The 16552-nt window shown below is 65.5% G+C and carries 13 protein-coding genes; 4 read left to right on the forward strand and 9 right to left on the reverse strand.

From position 1 onward, the window contains the following. Positions 1–37: 37 nt before the first annotated feature. The 4 genes from cpaB to BFE01S_RS20840 form a co-directional block, all read right to left on the reverse strand. Positions 38–973, reverse strand: coding sequence for a Flp pilus assembly protein CpaB (gene cpaB / locus BFE01S_RS20825; protein ID WP_028227163.1), 936 nt, complete (start codon positions 971–973; stop codon positions 38–40). Positions 974–1034: 61 nt separating this feature from the next. Continuing rightward, positions 1035–1514 carry a TadE/TadG family type IV pilus assembly protein gene (locus BFE01S_RS20830; RefSeq protein ID WP_028227164.1) on the reverse strand — a complete coding sequence of 160 codons (480 nt, stop codon included), beginning with the start codon at positions 1512–1514 and terminating at the stop codon, positions 1035–1037. Beyond that, positions 1511–2014, reverse strand: a complete 504-nt coding sequence (locus BFE01S_RS20835; protein WP_028227165.1) for an A24 family peptidase — start codon at positions 2012–2014, stop codon at positions 1511–1513. Before BFE01S_RS20835 ends, BFE01S_RS20830 begins: the two co-directional genes overlap by 4 nt. A gap of 84 nt (positions 2015–2098) precedes the next feature. Then, positions 2099–2275, reverse strand: a complete 177-nt coding sequence (locus BFE01S_RS20840) for a Flp family type IVb pilin (protein ID WP_028227166.1) — start codon at positions 2273–2275, stop codon at positions 2099–2101. A 593-nt stretch (positions 2276–2868) separates the two neighbouring features. On the opposite strand from BFE01S_RS20840, the gene BFE01S_RS20845 reads away from it, so the two are divergent. The 4 genes from BFE01S_RS20845 to BFE01S_RS20860 all read left to right on the forward strand — a co-directional run bounded on the left by BFE01S_RS20845 (position 2869) and on the right by BFE01S_RS20860 (position 8495). Continuing rightward, on the forward strand, positions 2869–4476 hold the full coding sequence (locus BFE01S_RS20845; RefSeq protein ID WP_028227167.1) for a collagen-like triple helix repeat-containing protein: 1608 nt from the start codon (positions 2869–2871) through the stop codon (positions 4474–4476). A gap of 38 nt (positions 4477–4514) precedes the next feature. Then, on the forward strand, positions 4515–5885 hold the full coding sequence (locus tag BFE01S_RS20850; RefSeq protein ID WP_028227168.1) for a collagen-like triple helix repeat-containing protein: 1371 nt from the start codon (positions 4515–4517) through the stop codon (positions 5883–5885). Between the two features lie 234 nt (positions 5886–6119). Further along, on the forward strand, positions 6120–7820 hold the full coding sequence (locus tag BFE01S_RS20855) for a ShlB/FhaC/HecB family hemolysin secretion/activation protein (RefSeq protein ID WP_028227169.1): 1701 nt from the start codon (positions 6120–6122) through the stop codon (positions 7818–7820). 189 nt (positions 7821–8009) lie between these two features. Beyond that, the gene (locus BFE01S_RS20860) at positions 8010–8495 is read left to right on the forward strand and encodes a DUF2147 domain-containing protein (protein WP_028227170.1); all 486 of its coding nucleotides are present in this window, start codon (positions 8010–8012) and stop codon (positions 8493–8495) included. Positions 8496–8665: 170 nt separating this feature from the next. On the opposite strand, the gene BFE01S_RS20865 is transcribed toward BFE01S_RS20860, so the two are convergent. The 5 genes from BFE01S_RS20865 to BFE01S_RS20885 form a co-directional block, all read right to left on the reverse strand. Next, positions 8666–9154, reverse strand: coding sequence for a transposase (locus tag BFE01S_RS20865; RefSeq protein WP_028227171.1), 489 nt, complete (start codon positions 9152–9154; stop codon positions 8666–8668). A gap of 155 nt (positions 9155–9309) precedes the next feature. Further along, positions 9310–10407 (reverse strand): cell division protein ZapE, encoded by a 1098-nt coding sequence (gene zapE / locus BFE01S_RS20870; protein ID WP_028227172.1) that lies wholly within the window; start codon positions 10405–10407, stop codon positions 9310–9312. 118 nt (positions 10408–10525) lie between these two features. Further along, positions 10526–11956 carry a dihydrolipoyl dehydrogenase gene (gene lpdA / locus BFE01S_RS20875; RefSeq protein WP_028227173.1) on the reverse strand — a complete coding sequence of 477 codons (1431 nt, stop codon included), beginning with the start codon at positions 11954–11956 and terminating at the stop codon, positions 10526–10528. 108 nt (positions 11957–12064) lie between these two features. Further along, the gene (odhB, locus tag BFE01S_RS20880; RefSeq protein ID WP_028227174.1) at positions 12065–13327 is read right to left on the reverse strand and encodes a 2-oxoglutarate dehydrogenase complex dihydrolipoyllysine-residue succinyltransferase; all 1263 of its coding nucleotides are present in this window, start codon (positions 13325–13327) and stop codon (positions 12065–12067) included. A 106-nt stretch (positions 13328–13433) separates the two neighbouring features. Further along, positions 13434–16298 carry a 2-oxoglutarate dehydrogenase E1 component gene (locus BFE01S_RS20885; protein ID WP_028227175.1) on the reverse strand — a complete coding sequence of 955 codons (2865 nt, stop codon included), beginning with the start codon at positions 16296–16298 and terminating at the stop codon, positions 13434–13436. Between the last annotated feature and the right edge of the window lie 254 nt (positions 16299–16552).

Raw genomic sequence — 16552 nt, forward strand, 5'->3', positions numbered from 1 at the left:
TTTGCTTGTGTCGAACCGGCCGCGCGAGCGCGGCACGTTACCAGGCGACCGTTTCCGCTCGCCCCCCCCGTATCACTTCAAGACCGCTGCTGTGTGCTGCCGGCGCGCTGCGATGCGACACCGCCGCCACGGTTTCATGCGGTGCGCTGCCCCCCGCCAACTGGTCTAGCGCAACACCTTCGGCCGCGCGCGTCGAGGCTTGCGGCGCATCGTGCGAAACAACCTTGATTACGCCAGGCAAGGGCCCGAAGGCCGATGGATCGACAATGTCTTCGTCGGTCGGGTTGCGCAGCGCCAAAATTAGTTGTCCCTGGCTTTGAGCGAGGGTCAGCGTATCCACTTCGGTCACCGGCACCGCCAGCACCGCGGTGCGCGGCACCATGTTCTGCGTGCCGAAGCCGCTCGTGCGTTGCGGGCTGCCGTTAGGCGTTGCCGCATCGGCAGGATTGCCGAATACCAGCACGCGTGCCTTCGAAACGAGCAGCCGTGCCTGCGTACGGCCCACTTCGCCGCCGCCGTTCGCGGCGCCGTCACGGTGCAGCGTGAAGAACACATCGACGTAATTGCCGGGGCGCAACTGGTAGCCCACCGCATTGGTTTCATCGACACGCACCGCGACGGCGCGCTCGCCCGGCTGGATGCTGGCCGCAAGGCTCGACGAAAGCTGCGAATCGAGGACCGGCGAATCCGCTTCGATATCGGCAAGCGGCACGCGGCCTGCAATCAAAGCCGTGTCGCTCATCGAACCCGCGGGGTGAATGGGAAGCGGCTTCACGCGCAGCGCGTCGGCCGGAATCGGCTGACCGGCCGGCAGGGTGCGCGTAGCGACGACAACGGGCGTGAGCGTCTGCACGACGTTGACCGGCTGCGGCTGCACGACCGGCGTGCGGCGCGACAGCATCCACGCAAATGCGCCGAGTACGAGGGCCGCGGCGATCAGCAGCCCCGCGATGATTTTGGTCAGATTCGCCATGAACGGTCACCCTGGCGCCGTACGAGTGGCGCGTTTGCGAAAGGGAAAGCGTGCGCGTGCCTCACAGCAGGTTCTCCGGGTCGAGCTGCACGGTAGCCTGGCCGGTGAGCGACTGCGGCACGACGAGATTCAGGAGCGGCAGCAGCGGCACAAGCGGATTCGTTCCGTATGCGTAAGTGAGTGTGACCTGGATGCAATCCATGCTCGGGTTGTTGTTGCACCCCGAGGGCGCCGCACTGATTGCATTGGTACAGGTTGCGGCAACGGGCAGCCAGCTCACGACACTGGCCGCACGCGTGCAGGCCTGACCGGCGCGCGCCGTGAGTGCGGCACCGGAATTCGCCGCGCTCTGCCAGACGAGTGCTGCGCGTGCGCCCTCTTCGGCCGCAGCCGTGAGACTCTGCTGGGTGAGGAACACCATGCTGTACGTAACGATCGCGTACAGCACGAAAAAGAATACGGGGAACACGATGGCGAATTCGATCGCGGCGCTGCCGCGACGCGCCGCCTGACGTGAGTTCCTCCCTGTACGCTGTCTCATCGCAGCCCCCCTGCCGCGAATTGCCAGAGCAGCCACGCCAGCGCGGGCAAGGTCAGGCAAGCGGCATACGGCGTGCCGCGGCGCTCGCCCACGGAAAAGATCTGCACACCTTGATAACGTGCGGCACTGCTGCGCCAGCGCGACGCAATCAGTATCGTCACCGCGTGTGCGCCTGCTGCGAGACTCGCGACGATCCACAGATCGAGCAGCACGTGCAATCCACACCACGCGCCGAGCACGGCGAACACCTTGACGTCGCCTGCGCCCATCACGCCGAGCACGAAGAACGGCATGAGCGCAGCGAAACCGATCACGGCCGCGCCGAGCGCCTGCGCAACGCCCATGCGCGCCGGACCGGCGTGCAAGAGCGCCGCGGCAAGCGCGGCAGCGAGGCCAATCGCGACGAGCACGTTGGGCACGCGGCGCGAGCGGCAATCGCCGATCGCGACCGCCACCGCCCAGGTGCCGAACACGAGTCCGCTGAGAATGGAAGTATTCATAGCCGGGATTCACGCGCGCAGCAGTCCTCGCGCACGGGAAAACCGGTGCGCGGACAAAGCAGCGTGGCTGCTTTTTACTATGGGCTACTTAACGCTCGACGCCACCGTGGCTGCGACGGTGCTGATCGCACTACTCAGGTTGTTCCCGAGCGTGGTGAGAGCGGTCACGATCGCCAGCGCAATAAGCCCTGCAATCAGGCCATATTCCAGCGCGGTGACCCCGTCTTCCGACTTGATGAAATGCTTGATCAACTTGTTCATTTCGGCCCTCTCTCTTTATATGTCGCTATCACGTTGTCCTGCGCCGGCTTTCACCAAGCCTTGCCCGTCTCGTGAATAGTCGCCTGCGCATCCGGTCCAACTGCGCACGGGCTTTTATTACAGCCCGCTGACGTTGGCCCAGATCGCATACATACCCCTCTCATGCATGCGTCTGGAGCTCGTTGTGCGGCTTTTATAACGTAACCAACAACGTTACGCAATCGCTGCTTCGCAATTTCATTATCGACAGATGCGTTCCGTTGTTTAGCCCGTACAAACCATGACGGAACTACTAAGGACTAGAAAACCATTTCGCGTCGCCGCGTTACGCAGTGTCTCGTAACGTCGCCGTTACGGCGTTACGTGACGTTACGCAGCGTGCCGCACATGTTCCCGCTTCGGCGCAAACGATTCATTCGACAAAAGCACCATGCAAATGCCTGGTACGCCTTGATTTGAATTGCTCCTCTATTTCTCCCGCACCCTGCGATTCACACCTCGTTTCAACCTGGCACACGTGTTGCAGATAAGAGCGCGTAGTCCGGATGCAAAACACAACCACATCAGAAAACACCACACGAGACGAGGGCATCATGAAACAACTCCCGATCAACAGCGCCGCACGCCTGACACTCGTTGCGGCCACCGTCGCAGCGATGCTGTCGCTTGGCGCGTGCGGCGGCTCGGGCACGCTCAGCAGCGGCACGGGCGCGGGCACCGGCGGCGGCACGCTCTCGACGAGCGGCACGTCCGGCAGCGGCGGTAGCGGTGGCGGCACGACGACTGGCGATAACGGCAGCGGCAACGGCGGCACGACCACCGGAGACAACGGCGGCGGCAACGGAACGGGCTCGGGTAACGGAGGCGGAAATGGCGGCGGCACCACGACCGGCAGCAACGGCGGGGGTAACGGCAGTGGCAATGGCTCGGGAGGCGGAAGCGGCAACGGTAGCGGCAATGGCAGCGGTGGCGGTTCGAGCGTCGCAGCGAATGCCGTAGGCCAGGTTGCGAACGCTGCCGGCAATGTGGTGAACGCAGCCGGTTCGACGGCAACGGGTCTCGGCACGCTGATCGGCTCGCAGTCGGTGCCCGGCGTCAGTTCGTCGACCACGAAGGCCGCGGGCGGTGTCGTGCAGAACGTCGGCGCAGCCGTCTCGGCACTCGGCACCGGCGTCTCGCAAGGCCTCGGTCAGCTTGGCGCCAGCAGCAACCCGGTCGGCACCACGCTCGCCAGCACGGGCGGCGTCGTGAGCGACGTCGGCAAGGCCGTCACGAGCACCGGGCAACTCGTCACGAGCCTCGGCAGCGGCCCGCTCGCGCCGCTTGCCGCGCTCACCACGCCGCTCGGCGGCGCAGTCGGTACGCTCGGCTCAGCGCTCACGACGGCCGGCGGCACTCTTACCACGGCCCTCTCGCAAGGCCCTGTCCAGCAGGTCACGCAACAACTCAGTTCGGCCATCACGCCGATTACGTCGGTGGTCGCTTCGACCACGCAGACGATCGGCAATGCAACGGGCATAGGCACGCCGGTCAACGGCCTCCTGCAGACGATCGGCGGCGGCCTCGAAAAGGGCGGCGCGCTCGTCGCGCAAGCCGGCGGCGGCAAGAACCCGGTGACGACCGGTGTCGGCACGCTGGTCACGGATACGGGCAAGACAGTCGCTTCGGCCGGCGGTCTGCTCACGGGCGGCAGCACCGGCAGCAATCCGCTGGCGCCGATCACCGGACTTCTGGGCGGCCTGACGGGTTCGAGCGGTTCGGGCAGCGGCAGCAATCCGCTGGCACCGGTTACCGGCCTGCTGGGCGGCCTCACCGGAGGCTCGGGCGGCTCGGGCAGCAACAATCCGCTTGCACCCGTTACGAGCCTGCTTGGCAGCGTAACCGGCGGCTCGGGTAGCACCGGCAGCGGCAGCAACCCGCTCGCCCCCGTCACGAGCCTCGTTTCCACCGTGGTCGGCACCGTCAGCGGCGCGGCGGGCGGCGCGGGCGTCGGTGTGGGTGTCGGCGCAGTCGCGGGTGCCGGCGGCACCACCGGCTCGCATGGATCGAGTAACGGCTCAAGCAACGGCTCCAGCAGCGGCTCAATCCTGCCCGGCCTCACGCTCGTTTCTTCGAGCGGCGGCTCCGGCAGCAGCACCCAGACGGGCCCGCTCGGCGGCCTGACGTCGCTCGTCGGCGGCCTGCTCGGCGGCAAGAAGTGAGCGCGTTCGAACAACCTATCCGACGAGGAGACATCGTCATGTCCAGCAGCGCAACTGCGGTTTTCAACGAACGGGCCTTCACGCTCGCACGCGGCCTGCGTCTCACGGCACTCGCCTGCGCCGTGGCCTGCACGCTCGCCGCCTGCGGCGGCAGCAGCTACACGCCACCTGACGCATCGACGAGCGGTGCCACGGGCGCAGGCGGCACCGGCAACCCGGGCGGCACCACCACCACGGGCAGCACCGGCGGTTCGGGCGGCGGCACCACGGGTGGCGGCGGCAGCTCGACCAGTTCGACCGGCACGAGCGGCGTGCTCACCACGGTGGCCAACACGGCCAGCGACCTCGGCAACACCATCAGCTCCGCCCCGATCCCCGGCGCGAGCGGCGTCACCTCGGGCCTCGGCAGCACGGTTTCGAGCACGGGCGGCGTGGTCAACGCGCTCGCCAACGACCTCGCAGGCGGCATCGGCCAGACCGGTTCGAGCACGAACCCCGTCGGCGCCACCGTCGCCGGAGTCGGCCGCGTGGTGAGCTCGACGAGCGGCGTCGTCAACGGCCTCTCGCAGACCGTGAGCGGCCTCGGCAGCGGCCCGCTCTCGCCGCTCGCGCCGGTCACGGGACCGCTCGCCGGGGTGCTCTCCACAACCGCGAACACGGTCAACGCAGGCGGCGCGATTCTCGGCAACGTGCTGTCGTCGGCCCCGGTGCAGCAGGTCACGCAGCCCATCAGCACGGCCATCACGCCCATCGTGCTCACCGCCGGCCTCGTGACCCAGCAGGTGGGCACGACGACGGGCCTCGGCGTCCCGCTCTCGGGCGTGCTCGCCAGGCTGGGCGGCGCAGTCGCAACGGCCGGCACGACCTTCGGCACGGCCGCCAGCGGTGCGACGCACAATCCGCTCGGCGCCGATGTCGGCACGCTCGTGGCCGCGCTCGGCAATACCGTCACGAACGCGGGCGGCCTCGTCAATCCGAACGGTCCGAACGGCGCGGCGCCGATTCCCGGGCTGCTCGTGAGCCTCGTCGGCAGCGGCAACTACACGGTGCTGAGCGGGCCGCCCACCGGCATCGCCGCAGGCGGCCCGCTCGGTCCGCTCAAGGCCACGCTTTCGAGCCTCGGCCTCGGCAGTTCGCCGCTCAGCAATCTGCCCATCGGCTCGCTCACGGGCGTGCTCGCGGGCACCACCGCCGGCGGCTCGGGTTCGTCGGCCACGGGGCCGCTCGCTTCGCTCACGTCGCTCACCTCGGCCACGGGTGGTGGCGCGGGCGGCGCGGCGCTGCTGCAGCCCGTCACCGCACTCGTGGGCACCGTGACCGGCGCGCCCGGTTCGGCGGCGGGCAGCACGTCGGGAAGTTCCAGCAGCTCGGGCGGCCTCCTCGGCGGCCTGCTCAAGAAACTGCCGTAGCCGGGAGTCGAATCATCGGGCAACATACGCAACGCGACGTCGTGACTTTCGAGGCCGAAGGTTGCGCGCGCACAGCCTGGCAGAACCGTAGTCGCAGCACGAAGGACTAGCAGGAATAAAAACACAGGCATCAGGGAGCCACAGACCGCCCACGAAGGCGGCACAAAGAGGCAGCACGCGCCGGACACCCATAAATAACGACGCGTGCCGCCCGATAAGTCTGAGGGCAGTGAAATGAGAGGCGCAGTTGCAGGATGGGCCGTGCTCGCCGCAGTGGGAGTGGCGGCGGGCGGCTTGACGGGGGTTGCAGTCGCGCAGAACCGGCCGGCGTCGAGCGGGAACCCGCTCGACGCCCTGCCGCAAATCAACGCGCCGCAAAAAACGCCGAACGTGACCGTGCAGGTGCAGCAGCAGACGCCGCAATTGCAGCAGTTGCTCGCCACGCATCTCACGCCGAAGACATTCCGTGTCGAGGGCGTGAAATCGATTCCATTCGACGAGGTCGCACAACGTTTCGCACTCCTTGCTAATCACGACATCACCATCGGCCAGTTGATCGAGACGGCCGACGGCGTAACGAAGCTCTATCAGTCGCGCGGCTATGCGCTTTCGTTCGCGTTCGTGCCGGCCCAGGACTTCGCGAACGGCGTGGTGCGCATCGTGGTTGTCGAAGGCTACGTGGCCGACGTGAAGATCACGGGCAAGCCCGGCGCGCTGGAGGAGAAGATGCGCGCCATCGCGGCGCATATCGTCGACGACCGGCCGCTGCGCACGGTCACGTTCCAGCGCTACATCAACGTGCTCGGACTGCTGCCCGGCCTCAAGGTCTCCGCGAACGTGCCGCCGCCCACCAACACGGACGGCGCAACGACGCTCGAACTCGACGCGCAGCACAAGCCCGTCGATCTGAGCACCGGCATCGACTTCAATCATCCCGGCGTGCAGGGCCTCATCACCGCCACGGAAAACGGCCTCACGCCGTTCGGCGAGCAGTTGAGCGTCTCGGCGCTCTTGCCCAAGGGCCGCGACAATGCGACGTACATCGCCGCGCACGCCGCCGTGCCCATCGCGAGCGACGGTCTGATCGCGAAGGTGGACGCCTCGCACTACCGCGGCAACCCGGTCGATAATCCTGGCCTGCCCTCCTACGTCGAGCGCACCGTGATCAGCGACAAGCTCACTGGTTCGCTCTCCTATCCGATGCTGCTCAGCAATACGCGCAGCCTGATCGGCACGGCGAGCGTCTATGCGGCGCACGACGAGGACTCGTACCGCAACACGATCAACGGCGCGCAGTACGGCGAACGCTCGCAGGTGCGCGTGCTGCAATTGCAGGCCGATTACACCGACGTGCAGCCAGGCCAGGTGCGCAAGGCGAGCTTCACCGTGGCGAAGGCGTTCAACGTGCTGGGCGCGTCGAAATCGACGGATACGAATATTCCCGGGCTCGTCGTGCAGAACCCCGTCTCGCTGAACTTCGTGCGCACCGACGCCTCGGTCTCGCAAACCAACGACTGGCCGCTCGGCTTCGGCACGGCCGTTGCGGCCACGGGCCAGCTCAGCCCCGTGACGCTGCCCACGTCCGAGCAGATCTCGTTCGGCGCGGGACGCTTCGCGCAGGGCTACGAGCCCGGCGAAGCGTCGGGCGACTCGGGCTGGGGATTCTCGCTCGAAATGAATCATCCGTTCAAGCTCGGCCACGCCTGGCTGCAGTCGCTCACGCCCTACGTGTCGTTCGACATGGCGCGCGTCTATCTGCATGCGGGCACGCCCTCGCCTGCGCGGCTCTCGTCGGCATCGATCGGCTTCCGGATCTCGGACGGCAAGTACTACAGCCTCGATCTGTCCGTTGCGAAGGCGCTTGCGGACGCGCCGGTCGAGAGCCCATCGCGCAGCCCGCGCGTAAACGCGACTTTCTCGTACCAGATGAACTGATGCATCGGCCTCCGCTGCGCGTCCCGCAAACGCGCATAGCGGGACGCAGGGGAAAGCGGAAAGCGACTAGAGCCCCTCCTCTCCGACGAACGCGGCGCTTTCGCGTATCCTGCCCTTCACCGCGGTGCGCGTGCGAGCGTGGCAAGCGCGGTCGATACGATCACGACAAACATCAGTGGAGGACGACACATGAACCGAATCACCGGACGCACCGCCGCATTCGCCGCGCGCGCGGCCACCCAGCTCGCGCTCGCGGGCGCGCTGCTGGGCGGCGCGATCGTCGCGCATGCGCAGGGCGACACGCCGATAGGCGTGTGGCAAACCGTCGACGATCATACGGGCCAGCCCAAGGCGCTCGTGCAGATCGCGGACGACGGCAACGGCGAGCTGAGCGGCAAGGTCATCAAGGGCCTTGGTCCGAACGACAAGCCCGAGCGCCGCTGCACCGAATGCACGGACGCGCGCAAGGACCAGCTCATTCTCGGCATGACGATCATCGACGGTATGAAGAAAACCGACGACGGCTGGGACGGCGGCCACATCCTCGACCCGGAAAACGGCAAGGTGTACCGCTGCAAGATGCATGTGGAAGACGGTGGCCAGAAGCTCGTGGTGCGCGGCTACCTGGGCATTTCGCTGCTGGGCCGCTCGCAGACCTGGACGCGCCAGCAGTAAGCGTGAGATGCGCGCCTGACGCGAAGACGCAGGCGCGCATGGCAATCGGGCCGCTGCGGGGCAGGTTCACGGGAACGCGTCCCGATCTGCCTGCAGCGGCCCGGTTCGTTTGACCGACGAGGGTTGTCGCTAACGAGGCAACGCAAGCCCGCACGCAAGCCCGCCGACACTCAAGCCGACTGACGATACACCGGGCGGTTATACGGGAACGGCTGGGCCGCATTGGCGGCGACAGGGGAAACGGGCTTAACGGGACCAGCAGGCGCGACAGGAGCGAACTGCGAAGCCTGCGGCAACGAAGCGGCCGTCCCTGCCTTGCGCGCGAGCTTCTCGGCGCGGCTCAGGTGCGTGCGCATGCGCGCTTCGATCGTGTCGCAGAGTTCGATGCCCTTTTCGCCGAACAATTCCGCCATCACGTACTTGAGCACGCCTTCGTCGTACCAGGCCTTGAAGCGCCGGTGGCAGGTCTGGTACGAGGGGTAGCGGCGCGGCATGGCCGACCAGGTGGCGCCGCTATACATGACCCACAGCACGCCGTTGAGCACCGCGCGCGTGTTGGTCAACGGCCGCCCGCGCAGTTCGGTGCGCGGACGCAGTTCCGGCAGCAGCGGCAGGATGCGCTGCCATTCTTCCTCGGTAATATCGCGATGGGGGGTCATGGTCCACTCCTTTGTCGGAACGATTCCCGACAAACGATAAAGACCCGCCCCGGCGGCGACTATCAGATGAGTCCGAATCTTGAAAAGATGCCCGCGGCATCCCTGCGGCATCCTTTTTGCGATTACTCAGGCTCGCAAACCGCGCTTCGGGCGACTCAGGTGAGGCTCGTATCGACGATGCGGCGCGGCGCTTCGAGATACTCCTTCGACTGCATTTCGACGATGCGCGAGACCGTGCGCGTGAATTCGTTCGCCATCGGCCCTTCCACATACAGCGCTTCGGGCGGCACCGCCGCCGACATCAGCAGCTTGACCTTGTGGTCGTAGAACACGTCGATGAGCCACGTGAAGCGGCGCGCCTCGGACTGCATGCGCGGCGTCATCTGCGGCACGCCTGACAGAATCACGGCGTGAAAGCGGCTCGCCAGCTCCAGATAGTCGTTCTGCGAACGCGGGCCGCCGCATAGCGTCGCAAAATCGAACCATACCACGCCGTCCGCCTTGCGCAGCGCCTTCAACTCGCGCTTCTCGATGCGCAGGATCGGACTCTCGTCCGGCACGGCGGCCAGTTGCGCGAACGAGTGGCGCAGCGCGCGGTCGGCCGCGGCGCCGAGCGGCGTGTGATAGACCTCGACCTGCGCGAGCGTGCGCTGCCGGTAGTCGACGCCCGCATCGACGTTGAGCACGTCGAGCTTGTCTTTGAGCAGCTCGATCGCGGGCAGCATGCGGTCGCGATGCAGCCCATCCGGGTAGAGCGTGTCGGGCGCGTAGTTGGACGTCATCACGAACTGCACGCCATTCGTGAAGAGCCGGTCGAGCAGGCGATAAAGAATCATCGCGTCCGCGATGTCGGAAACGTGGAATTCGTCGAAGCAGATCAGGCGATAGCGCTTCGCAATGCGGCGCGCGAGTTCGTCGAGCGGATCGGCCTGGCCCTTCAGTTCCTCGAGCTCGCGGTGCACCTCGCGCATGAATTCGTGAAAGTGCAGGCGCGTCTTGCGCTGCAGGGGCACGACGGCATAGAAGCTGTCCATCAGGAAGCTCTTGCCGCGGCCCACGCCGCCCCACATGTACACGCCGCGCGGCAGATCGGGGTGAATGATGAGCTTCTTGAACGCGTTCGAGCGGCGCGCCTTGTACGCAGCCCACTCGTCGTAGCACCGCTGCAGCCGCTCGATCGCGGCGCGCTGCGCCGTATCGGGCTGATATCCCCGCGACTGCAGTTCTTTTTCGTAGTATTCGGTGACGTTCATTGCGTGGACCACAAATGAGGAAAGGCGGGAGGGATCGAACCCACCCGCCTCTTTGCCTTGAAGCAAACTACCGCGGCAAGGCGCGGGCCGCGATGGCCCTGCCCTGCCGGCGCGCGCCTTACATATTGAGCGCGCGCTTGTCGGTGGCGAGTGCAGCCTCGCGCATGACTTCGGAAAGCGACGGGTGCGGATGGCAGATACGGCCGATGTCTTCCGCGGCCGCCTTGAACTCCATCGCCACCACGGCTTCCGCGATCAGGTCCGATGCGTTGGCCGAGATGATGTGCACGCCGAGCAGTTCGTCGGTCTTCGCGTCGGCGATCATCTTCACAAAGCCGTCGGCCTTGTTGATGCCGAGCGCGCGGCCGTTCGCCATGAACGGGAACTGGCCCGTCTTGATGTCGCGGCCTTCGGCCTTCAACTGCTGCTCCGTCTTGCCGACCCATGCGATTTCCGGCTCGGTGTAGATCACCCACGGAATGCAGTTGTAGTCGATGTGCGGCTTCTGGCCGTCGATGATCTCGGCCACCAGCACGCCTTCGTCTTCGGCCTTGTGCGCGAGCATCGGGCCGCGCACCACGTCGCCGATCGCATAGACGTTCGGCAGCGCCGTGCGGCAATGGTCGTCCACGTCGATGAAGCCGCGCTCGTTGGCCTTCAGGCCGATCGCTTCGAGCCCGAGGTTGTCGGTGTTCGGCACGCGGCCCACCGAGACGATCAGGCGGTCGGCTTCGAGCACCTGCGCGTTGCCGTCCTTGTCGGTGTAGTTGATGGTGACGTTCTTGTCCGTCGCCTTCACTTCGCCCACCTTCACGCCCACGTGAATGTCGAGGCCCTGCTTCTTGAAGAGCTTGGCGGCTTCCTTCGCGAGCGACTGGTCGGCGGCGCCGAGGAATTCCGGCAGCGCTTCGAGGATCGTCACGTCGGCGCCGAGACGGCGCCACACCGAGCCGAGCTCCAGACCGATCACGCCCGCGCCGATCACGGCCAGCTTCTTCGGCACCGTGTCGAACGTGAGCGCGCCTTCGTTGTCGGCAACGATCTTGTTGTCGACCGGAATGCCCGGCAGATGGCGTGCCTTCGAGCCCGTCGCGATGATGACGTTCTTCGCCGTGACGACTTCGGTTTCGCCTTCGCCGCTCACTTCGATCTGCACGCCGGCGTCGTTCTTGCCGGTGAACTTGCCGTGGCCCTTGAGCCACGTGATCTTGTTCTTGCGGAACAGGAACTCGATACCCTTCGTCATCTTCTCGACGATGCCGTCCTTGCGGGCGAGCATCTTCGCGACGTCGATCTTCACGTCGCCCACGCTGATGCCGTGATCGACGAGGTGATGCGCCGCATTCTCGAACTCTTCGGACGAAGCGAGCAGCGCCTTCGACGGAATGCAGCCGACGTTCAGGCAGGTGCCGCCGAGCTTCAGCGCGCCGGCCGGGTTCTTCCACTTTTCGATACACGCAACCGACTTGCCGAGCTGCGCTGCGCGGATCGCCGCAATATAGCCGCCGGGGCCGGCGCCGATTACGACGACGTCAAATTCTTTGGACATGGTCATCCTTTCGATACGTGAGCGCGGCGCGCGGATCCCGGCTTGCGGAACCCGCGCGCGCAACGCTCAGTGTGAGACTTGATACGCGATGCTTGCGGGACGCTGTGCTTACAGGTCGAGCAGCAGACGAGCCGGATCTTCCAGCGCATCCTTCATCGCGACGAGCGACAGCACGGCTTCGCGGCCGTCGATGATGCGGTGGTCGTACGACATCGCGAGGTAGTTCATCGGACGGATCACGATCTGGCCGTTCTCGACCACCGCGCGCTCCTTGGTCGCGTGCACGCCCAGGATCGCCGACTGCGGCGGGTTGATGATCGGGGTCGAGAGCATCGAGCCGAACACGCCGCCGTTCGAGATCGAGAACGTACCGCCCGTCATTTCCTCGATCGAGAGCTTGCCGTCCTTGGCCTTCTGGCCGAATTCGGCAATCTTCTTCTCGATGTCGGCGAGGCTCATCTGGTCTGCATTGCGCAGGATGGGCACCACCAGACCGCGCGGCGAGCCGACAGCGATACCGATGTCGAAGTAGCCGTGGTAGACGATGTCGTTGCCGTCGATCGACGCGTTCACGAGCGGGAACTTCTTCAGCGCATGGACGGCCGCCTTCACGAAGAACGACATGAAGCCGAGCTTCACGCCGTGTTCCTTCTCGAACTTGTCCTTGTACTTGTTGCGCAGCTCCATGACGGGCGCCATGTTCACTTCGTTGAACGTCGTGAGGATGGCGTTGGTTTGCTGCGACTCGAGCAGACGCTCGGCGATACGCGCACGCAGACGCGACATCGGCACGCGTTGCTCCGGACGGTCGTTCAGCCAGTTCGCAGCCGATGCCGGCGCGTTGACCTGCGGCAGCGACGGCTTGGCCGAAGCGGCCTTCGCAGCCGGAGCCGGTGCAGCGGCGGCGGGCGCCTTCGGCGCGCCTGCGCCCAGCACGTCCTGCTTCGTGATGCGGCCGTCACGGCCCGTGCCGGCGACGTCCGAGCCTGCGAGACCCTTCTCTGCCATCAGCTTCGAAGCGGCGGGCGATGCAATGCTGCTGCCCGACGACGCCGGGGCGGCTGCGGGTGCTGCGGCAACCGCTGCTGCCGGAGCGGCGGCGGCCGGAGCCGCTGCGGCGCCAGCCTTGCCTTCCGTGTCGATCTTTGCGATCAACTGTTCGCTCGTGACGGTCGAGCCGTCGCCCACCACGATCTCGGCGAGCACGCCGGCCGCCGGCGCGGGCACTTCGAGCACGACCTTGTCGGTCTCGATCTCGATGACGACTTCGTCCTGGGCAACAGCTTCGCCCGGCTTCTTCTTCCACTGCAGCATCGTGCCTTCCGACACCGACTCCGAAAACTGAGGGACCTTGACTTCTACGATAGCCATGTGATTTTCCTGAATACGTATCTGGGTACGAACCGGGTCGCGCACGTGAGCGCGGGAAAGCGCGCGTCGTTCGGCGCGCCTTCCCGGTTCGATTTGCTCTTTGTGCTTACTTCGCGACCTGCGCGCCCTTCAGGCGGCCGAACGCACCTTCGATCAGCGACTTCTGCTGTTCATAATGCTTCGCGTAGTAGCCGACGGCCGGCGAGGCGGAAGCAGGACGGCCGCTGTACGCGAGCTTCTGACCTTCCTTCATGCCTTCCTTCAGATGATGCTCAATGTAGAACCACGGGCCCTGATTCTGCGGCTCGTCCTGCACCCAGACCACTTCCGTCGCGTTGTCGTACTTCTTCAGCTCCGTTTCGAACTGCTTGTGCGCGAACGGATAGAGCTGCTCGATACGGAAGATCGCGACGTCGTTCGCCTTCGCTTCGCGGCGATGCGCGACGAGGTCGTAGTACACGCGGCCCGAGCAGACCAGCACGCGCTTGACCTTCTTCGCGTCGATGCTGTCGTCCACTTCGCCGAGAACCGGCTGGAACGAGCCCTTCGCGAGTTCCGACAGATCCGAGACGGCTTCCTTGTGACGCAGCAGCGACTTCGGCGTGAAGATGACGAGCGGCTTGCGGAACAGGCGAATCATCTGGCGGCGCAGCAGGTGGAAGATCTGCGCCGGCGTGGTCGGCTGGACGACCTGCATGTTGTGCTCGGCGCACAGTTGCAGGAAACGCTCGATACGCGCCGACGAGTGCTCCGGACCCTGGCCTTCGTAGCCGTGCGGCAGCAGCATCGTGAGACCCGAAACGCGGCCCCACTTCACTTCGCCCGACGAGATGAACTGGTCGATCACGACCTGCGCGCCGTTCACGAAGTCGCCGAACTGGCCTTCCCATGCGACGAGCGTGTTCGGCTCGGCGGTCGAGTAGCCGTATTCGAAGCCCAGCACCGCTTCTTCGGAGAGCACCGAGTCGATCACCGTGAACTTCGCCTGGCCGTCGGCGATGTTCTGCAGCGGAATGTAGGTACCGTCGTTCCAGCGCTCGCGGTTCTGGTCGTGCAGCACCGCGTGGCGGTGCGTGAACGTGCCGCGGCCCGAGTCCTGGCCCGTGAGACGCACGGCGTAGCCCGACGCGACGAGCGACGCGAATGCGAGGTGCTCGCCCATGCCCCAGTCGAGCTTGGCGTCGCCCTTGCCCATCGCGCGGCGGTCGTTGATGACGCGCTCGACGAGCGGGTGAACCTTGAAGTTCTCGGGGATCGTGGTGATGCGCTCCGCCAGACGCTTGAGTTCCGCGAGCGGCACGGCCGTATCGGCGGCGTCGGTCCACTTGCGGTTCAGGAACGGCACCCAGTCCACCGCGTACTTGCTCTTGTAGTTCGAGAGCACGGGGTCGATGGTGTGGTTGCCTTCGTCCATCGCGGCGCGGTACGCCTTGACGTAGCTGTCGGCGTCTTCAGCCGTGATCACGCCCTGCTGCACGAGCTTCTCGGCGTACAGCGCACGGGTGCCCGGGTGCTGCGCGATCTTCTTGTACATGAGCGGCTGCGTGACCGCCGGGGTGTCCTGCTCGTTGTGGCCCAGCTTGCGGAAGCAGACGATGTCGACCACGACGTCCTTGTGGAACTGCATGCGGAAGTCGATGGCGAGCTGCGTGGCGAGCACGACGGCTTCGGGATCGTCGCCGTTCACGTGCAGCACCGGCGCTTCGATCATCTTGACCACGTCGGTACAGTAGAGCGTCGAGCGCGCATCGCGCGGGTCCGACGTCGTGAAGCCGATCTGGTTGTTGATGACGATGTGCAGCGTGCCGTGCGTGCCGTAGCCGCGCGTTTGCGCGAGGTTCAGCGTTTCCATCACGACGCCCTGGCCCGCGAAGGCCGCGTCGCCGTGGATCTGCACCGGCAGCACCTGCAGGCCGTCTTCGTCGCCGCGGCGGTCCATACGGGCCTTGGCCGAACCTTCCACGACCGGGTTGACGATTTCGAGGTGCGAGGGGTTGAACGCGAGCGAGAGGTGGACCGGGCCGCCTTCGGTGGCCATGTCCGACGAGAAGCCCTTGTGGTACTTCACGTCGCCGGCCGGCAGGTCGTCCACGTGCTTGCCTTCGAATTCGGCGAACAGGTCCGACGGCATCTTGCCGAGCGTATTGACCAGCACGTTCAGGCGGCCGCGGTGGGCCATGCCGATGATGATTTCCTGCACGCCCTTGGCGCCTGCGTGACGGACGACTTCGTCCATCGAGGCGATGAAGGACTCGCCGCCTTCGAGCGAGAAGCGCTTCTGGCCGACGTACTTGGTGTGCAGGAAGCGCTCGAGGCCTTCGGCGGCCGTCAGGCGCTGCAGGATGTGCTTCTTCTTGTCGGCGGAGAAGTTCGGCGTCGAGCGGATCGACTCGAGCTTTTCCTTCCACCAGCGCTTCTGCTCCGGATCGCTGAGGTACATGTACTCGACGCCGATCGTGCCGCAGTACGTGTCGCGCAGCGCCTTGACGATCTCGCGCAGCGACGCGCGTTCGAAACCGAAATACAGGTTCGTCGCGCTGAACGTCTGGTCCATGTCGGCTTCGGTGAAGTCGTAGAACGCAGGCTCGAGTTCGGGAATGGCGGGACGCTCGCGGCGCTTCAGGGGGTCCAGATTGGCCCATTGCGAGCCGAGGAAGCGGTAGGCACCAATCAGGGACTGAACGTACACCTGCTTGCGCGCCGTGACGAGGTCTTCTGCACCACCGCGCGGAATGAACGCATTGGCCTTGGCGCGTTGGGCGAACGACTCGACGATCGGCCCGTGGGCGACGTCGCTGTCAGCCGTGCCCGTCGTCGACGGAACGTTTTGCAGTGCGTCAAAATATTCGCGCCACGTATCCGGAACGGATGCGGGGTTGTCAAGATATGCTTCGTATAGCTCTTCGACATACGGAGCATTGCCGCCGAACAGATACGAGTTCAGCTGGAACTGCTTCATTGTTTCTGACATTTACGCTCACCTTTCTTCGAGTTTCTCGAGAAATAGCGGGTTACTCAACCTTCCGCGCCACGGCCTGACCGTTTAGCGGATTGCGAATCAAGTCTGCTTGGAAGGACCTAAAACAGCATCCGCGGAGGATATCACATAACTGATACTCTCCATAGATTGCAATGCGGCAGAACGTCACGCGCAAACCCTTTACAGCCGGGCCTTTGCGGCGTTTGCAACACTCTCTTCCGGCACCGCCCGCCAATCCCTGCCGC

It is taken from the genome of Paraburkholderia ferrariae NBRC 106233, from assembly GCF_000685035.1.
Taxonomy (GTDB): Bacteria; Pseudomonadota; Gammaproteobacteria; order Burkholderiales; family Burkholderiaceae; genus Paraburkholderia; species Paraburkholderia ferrariae.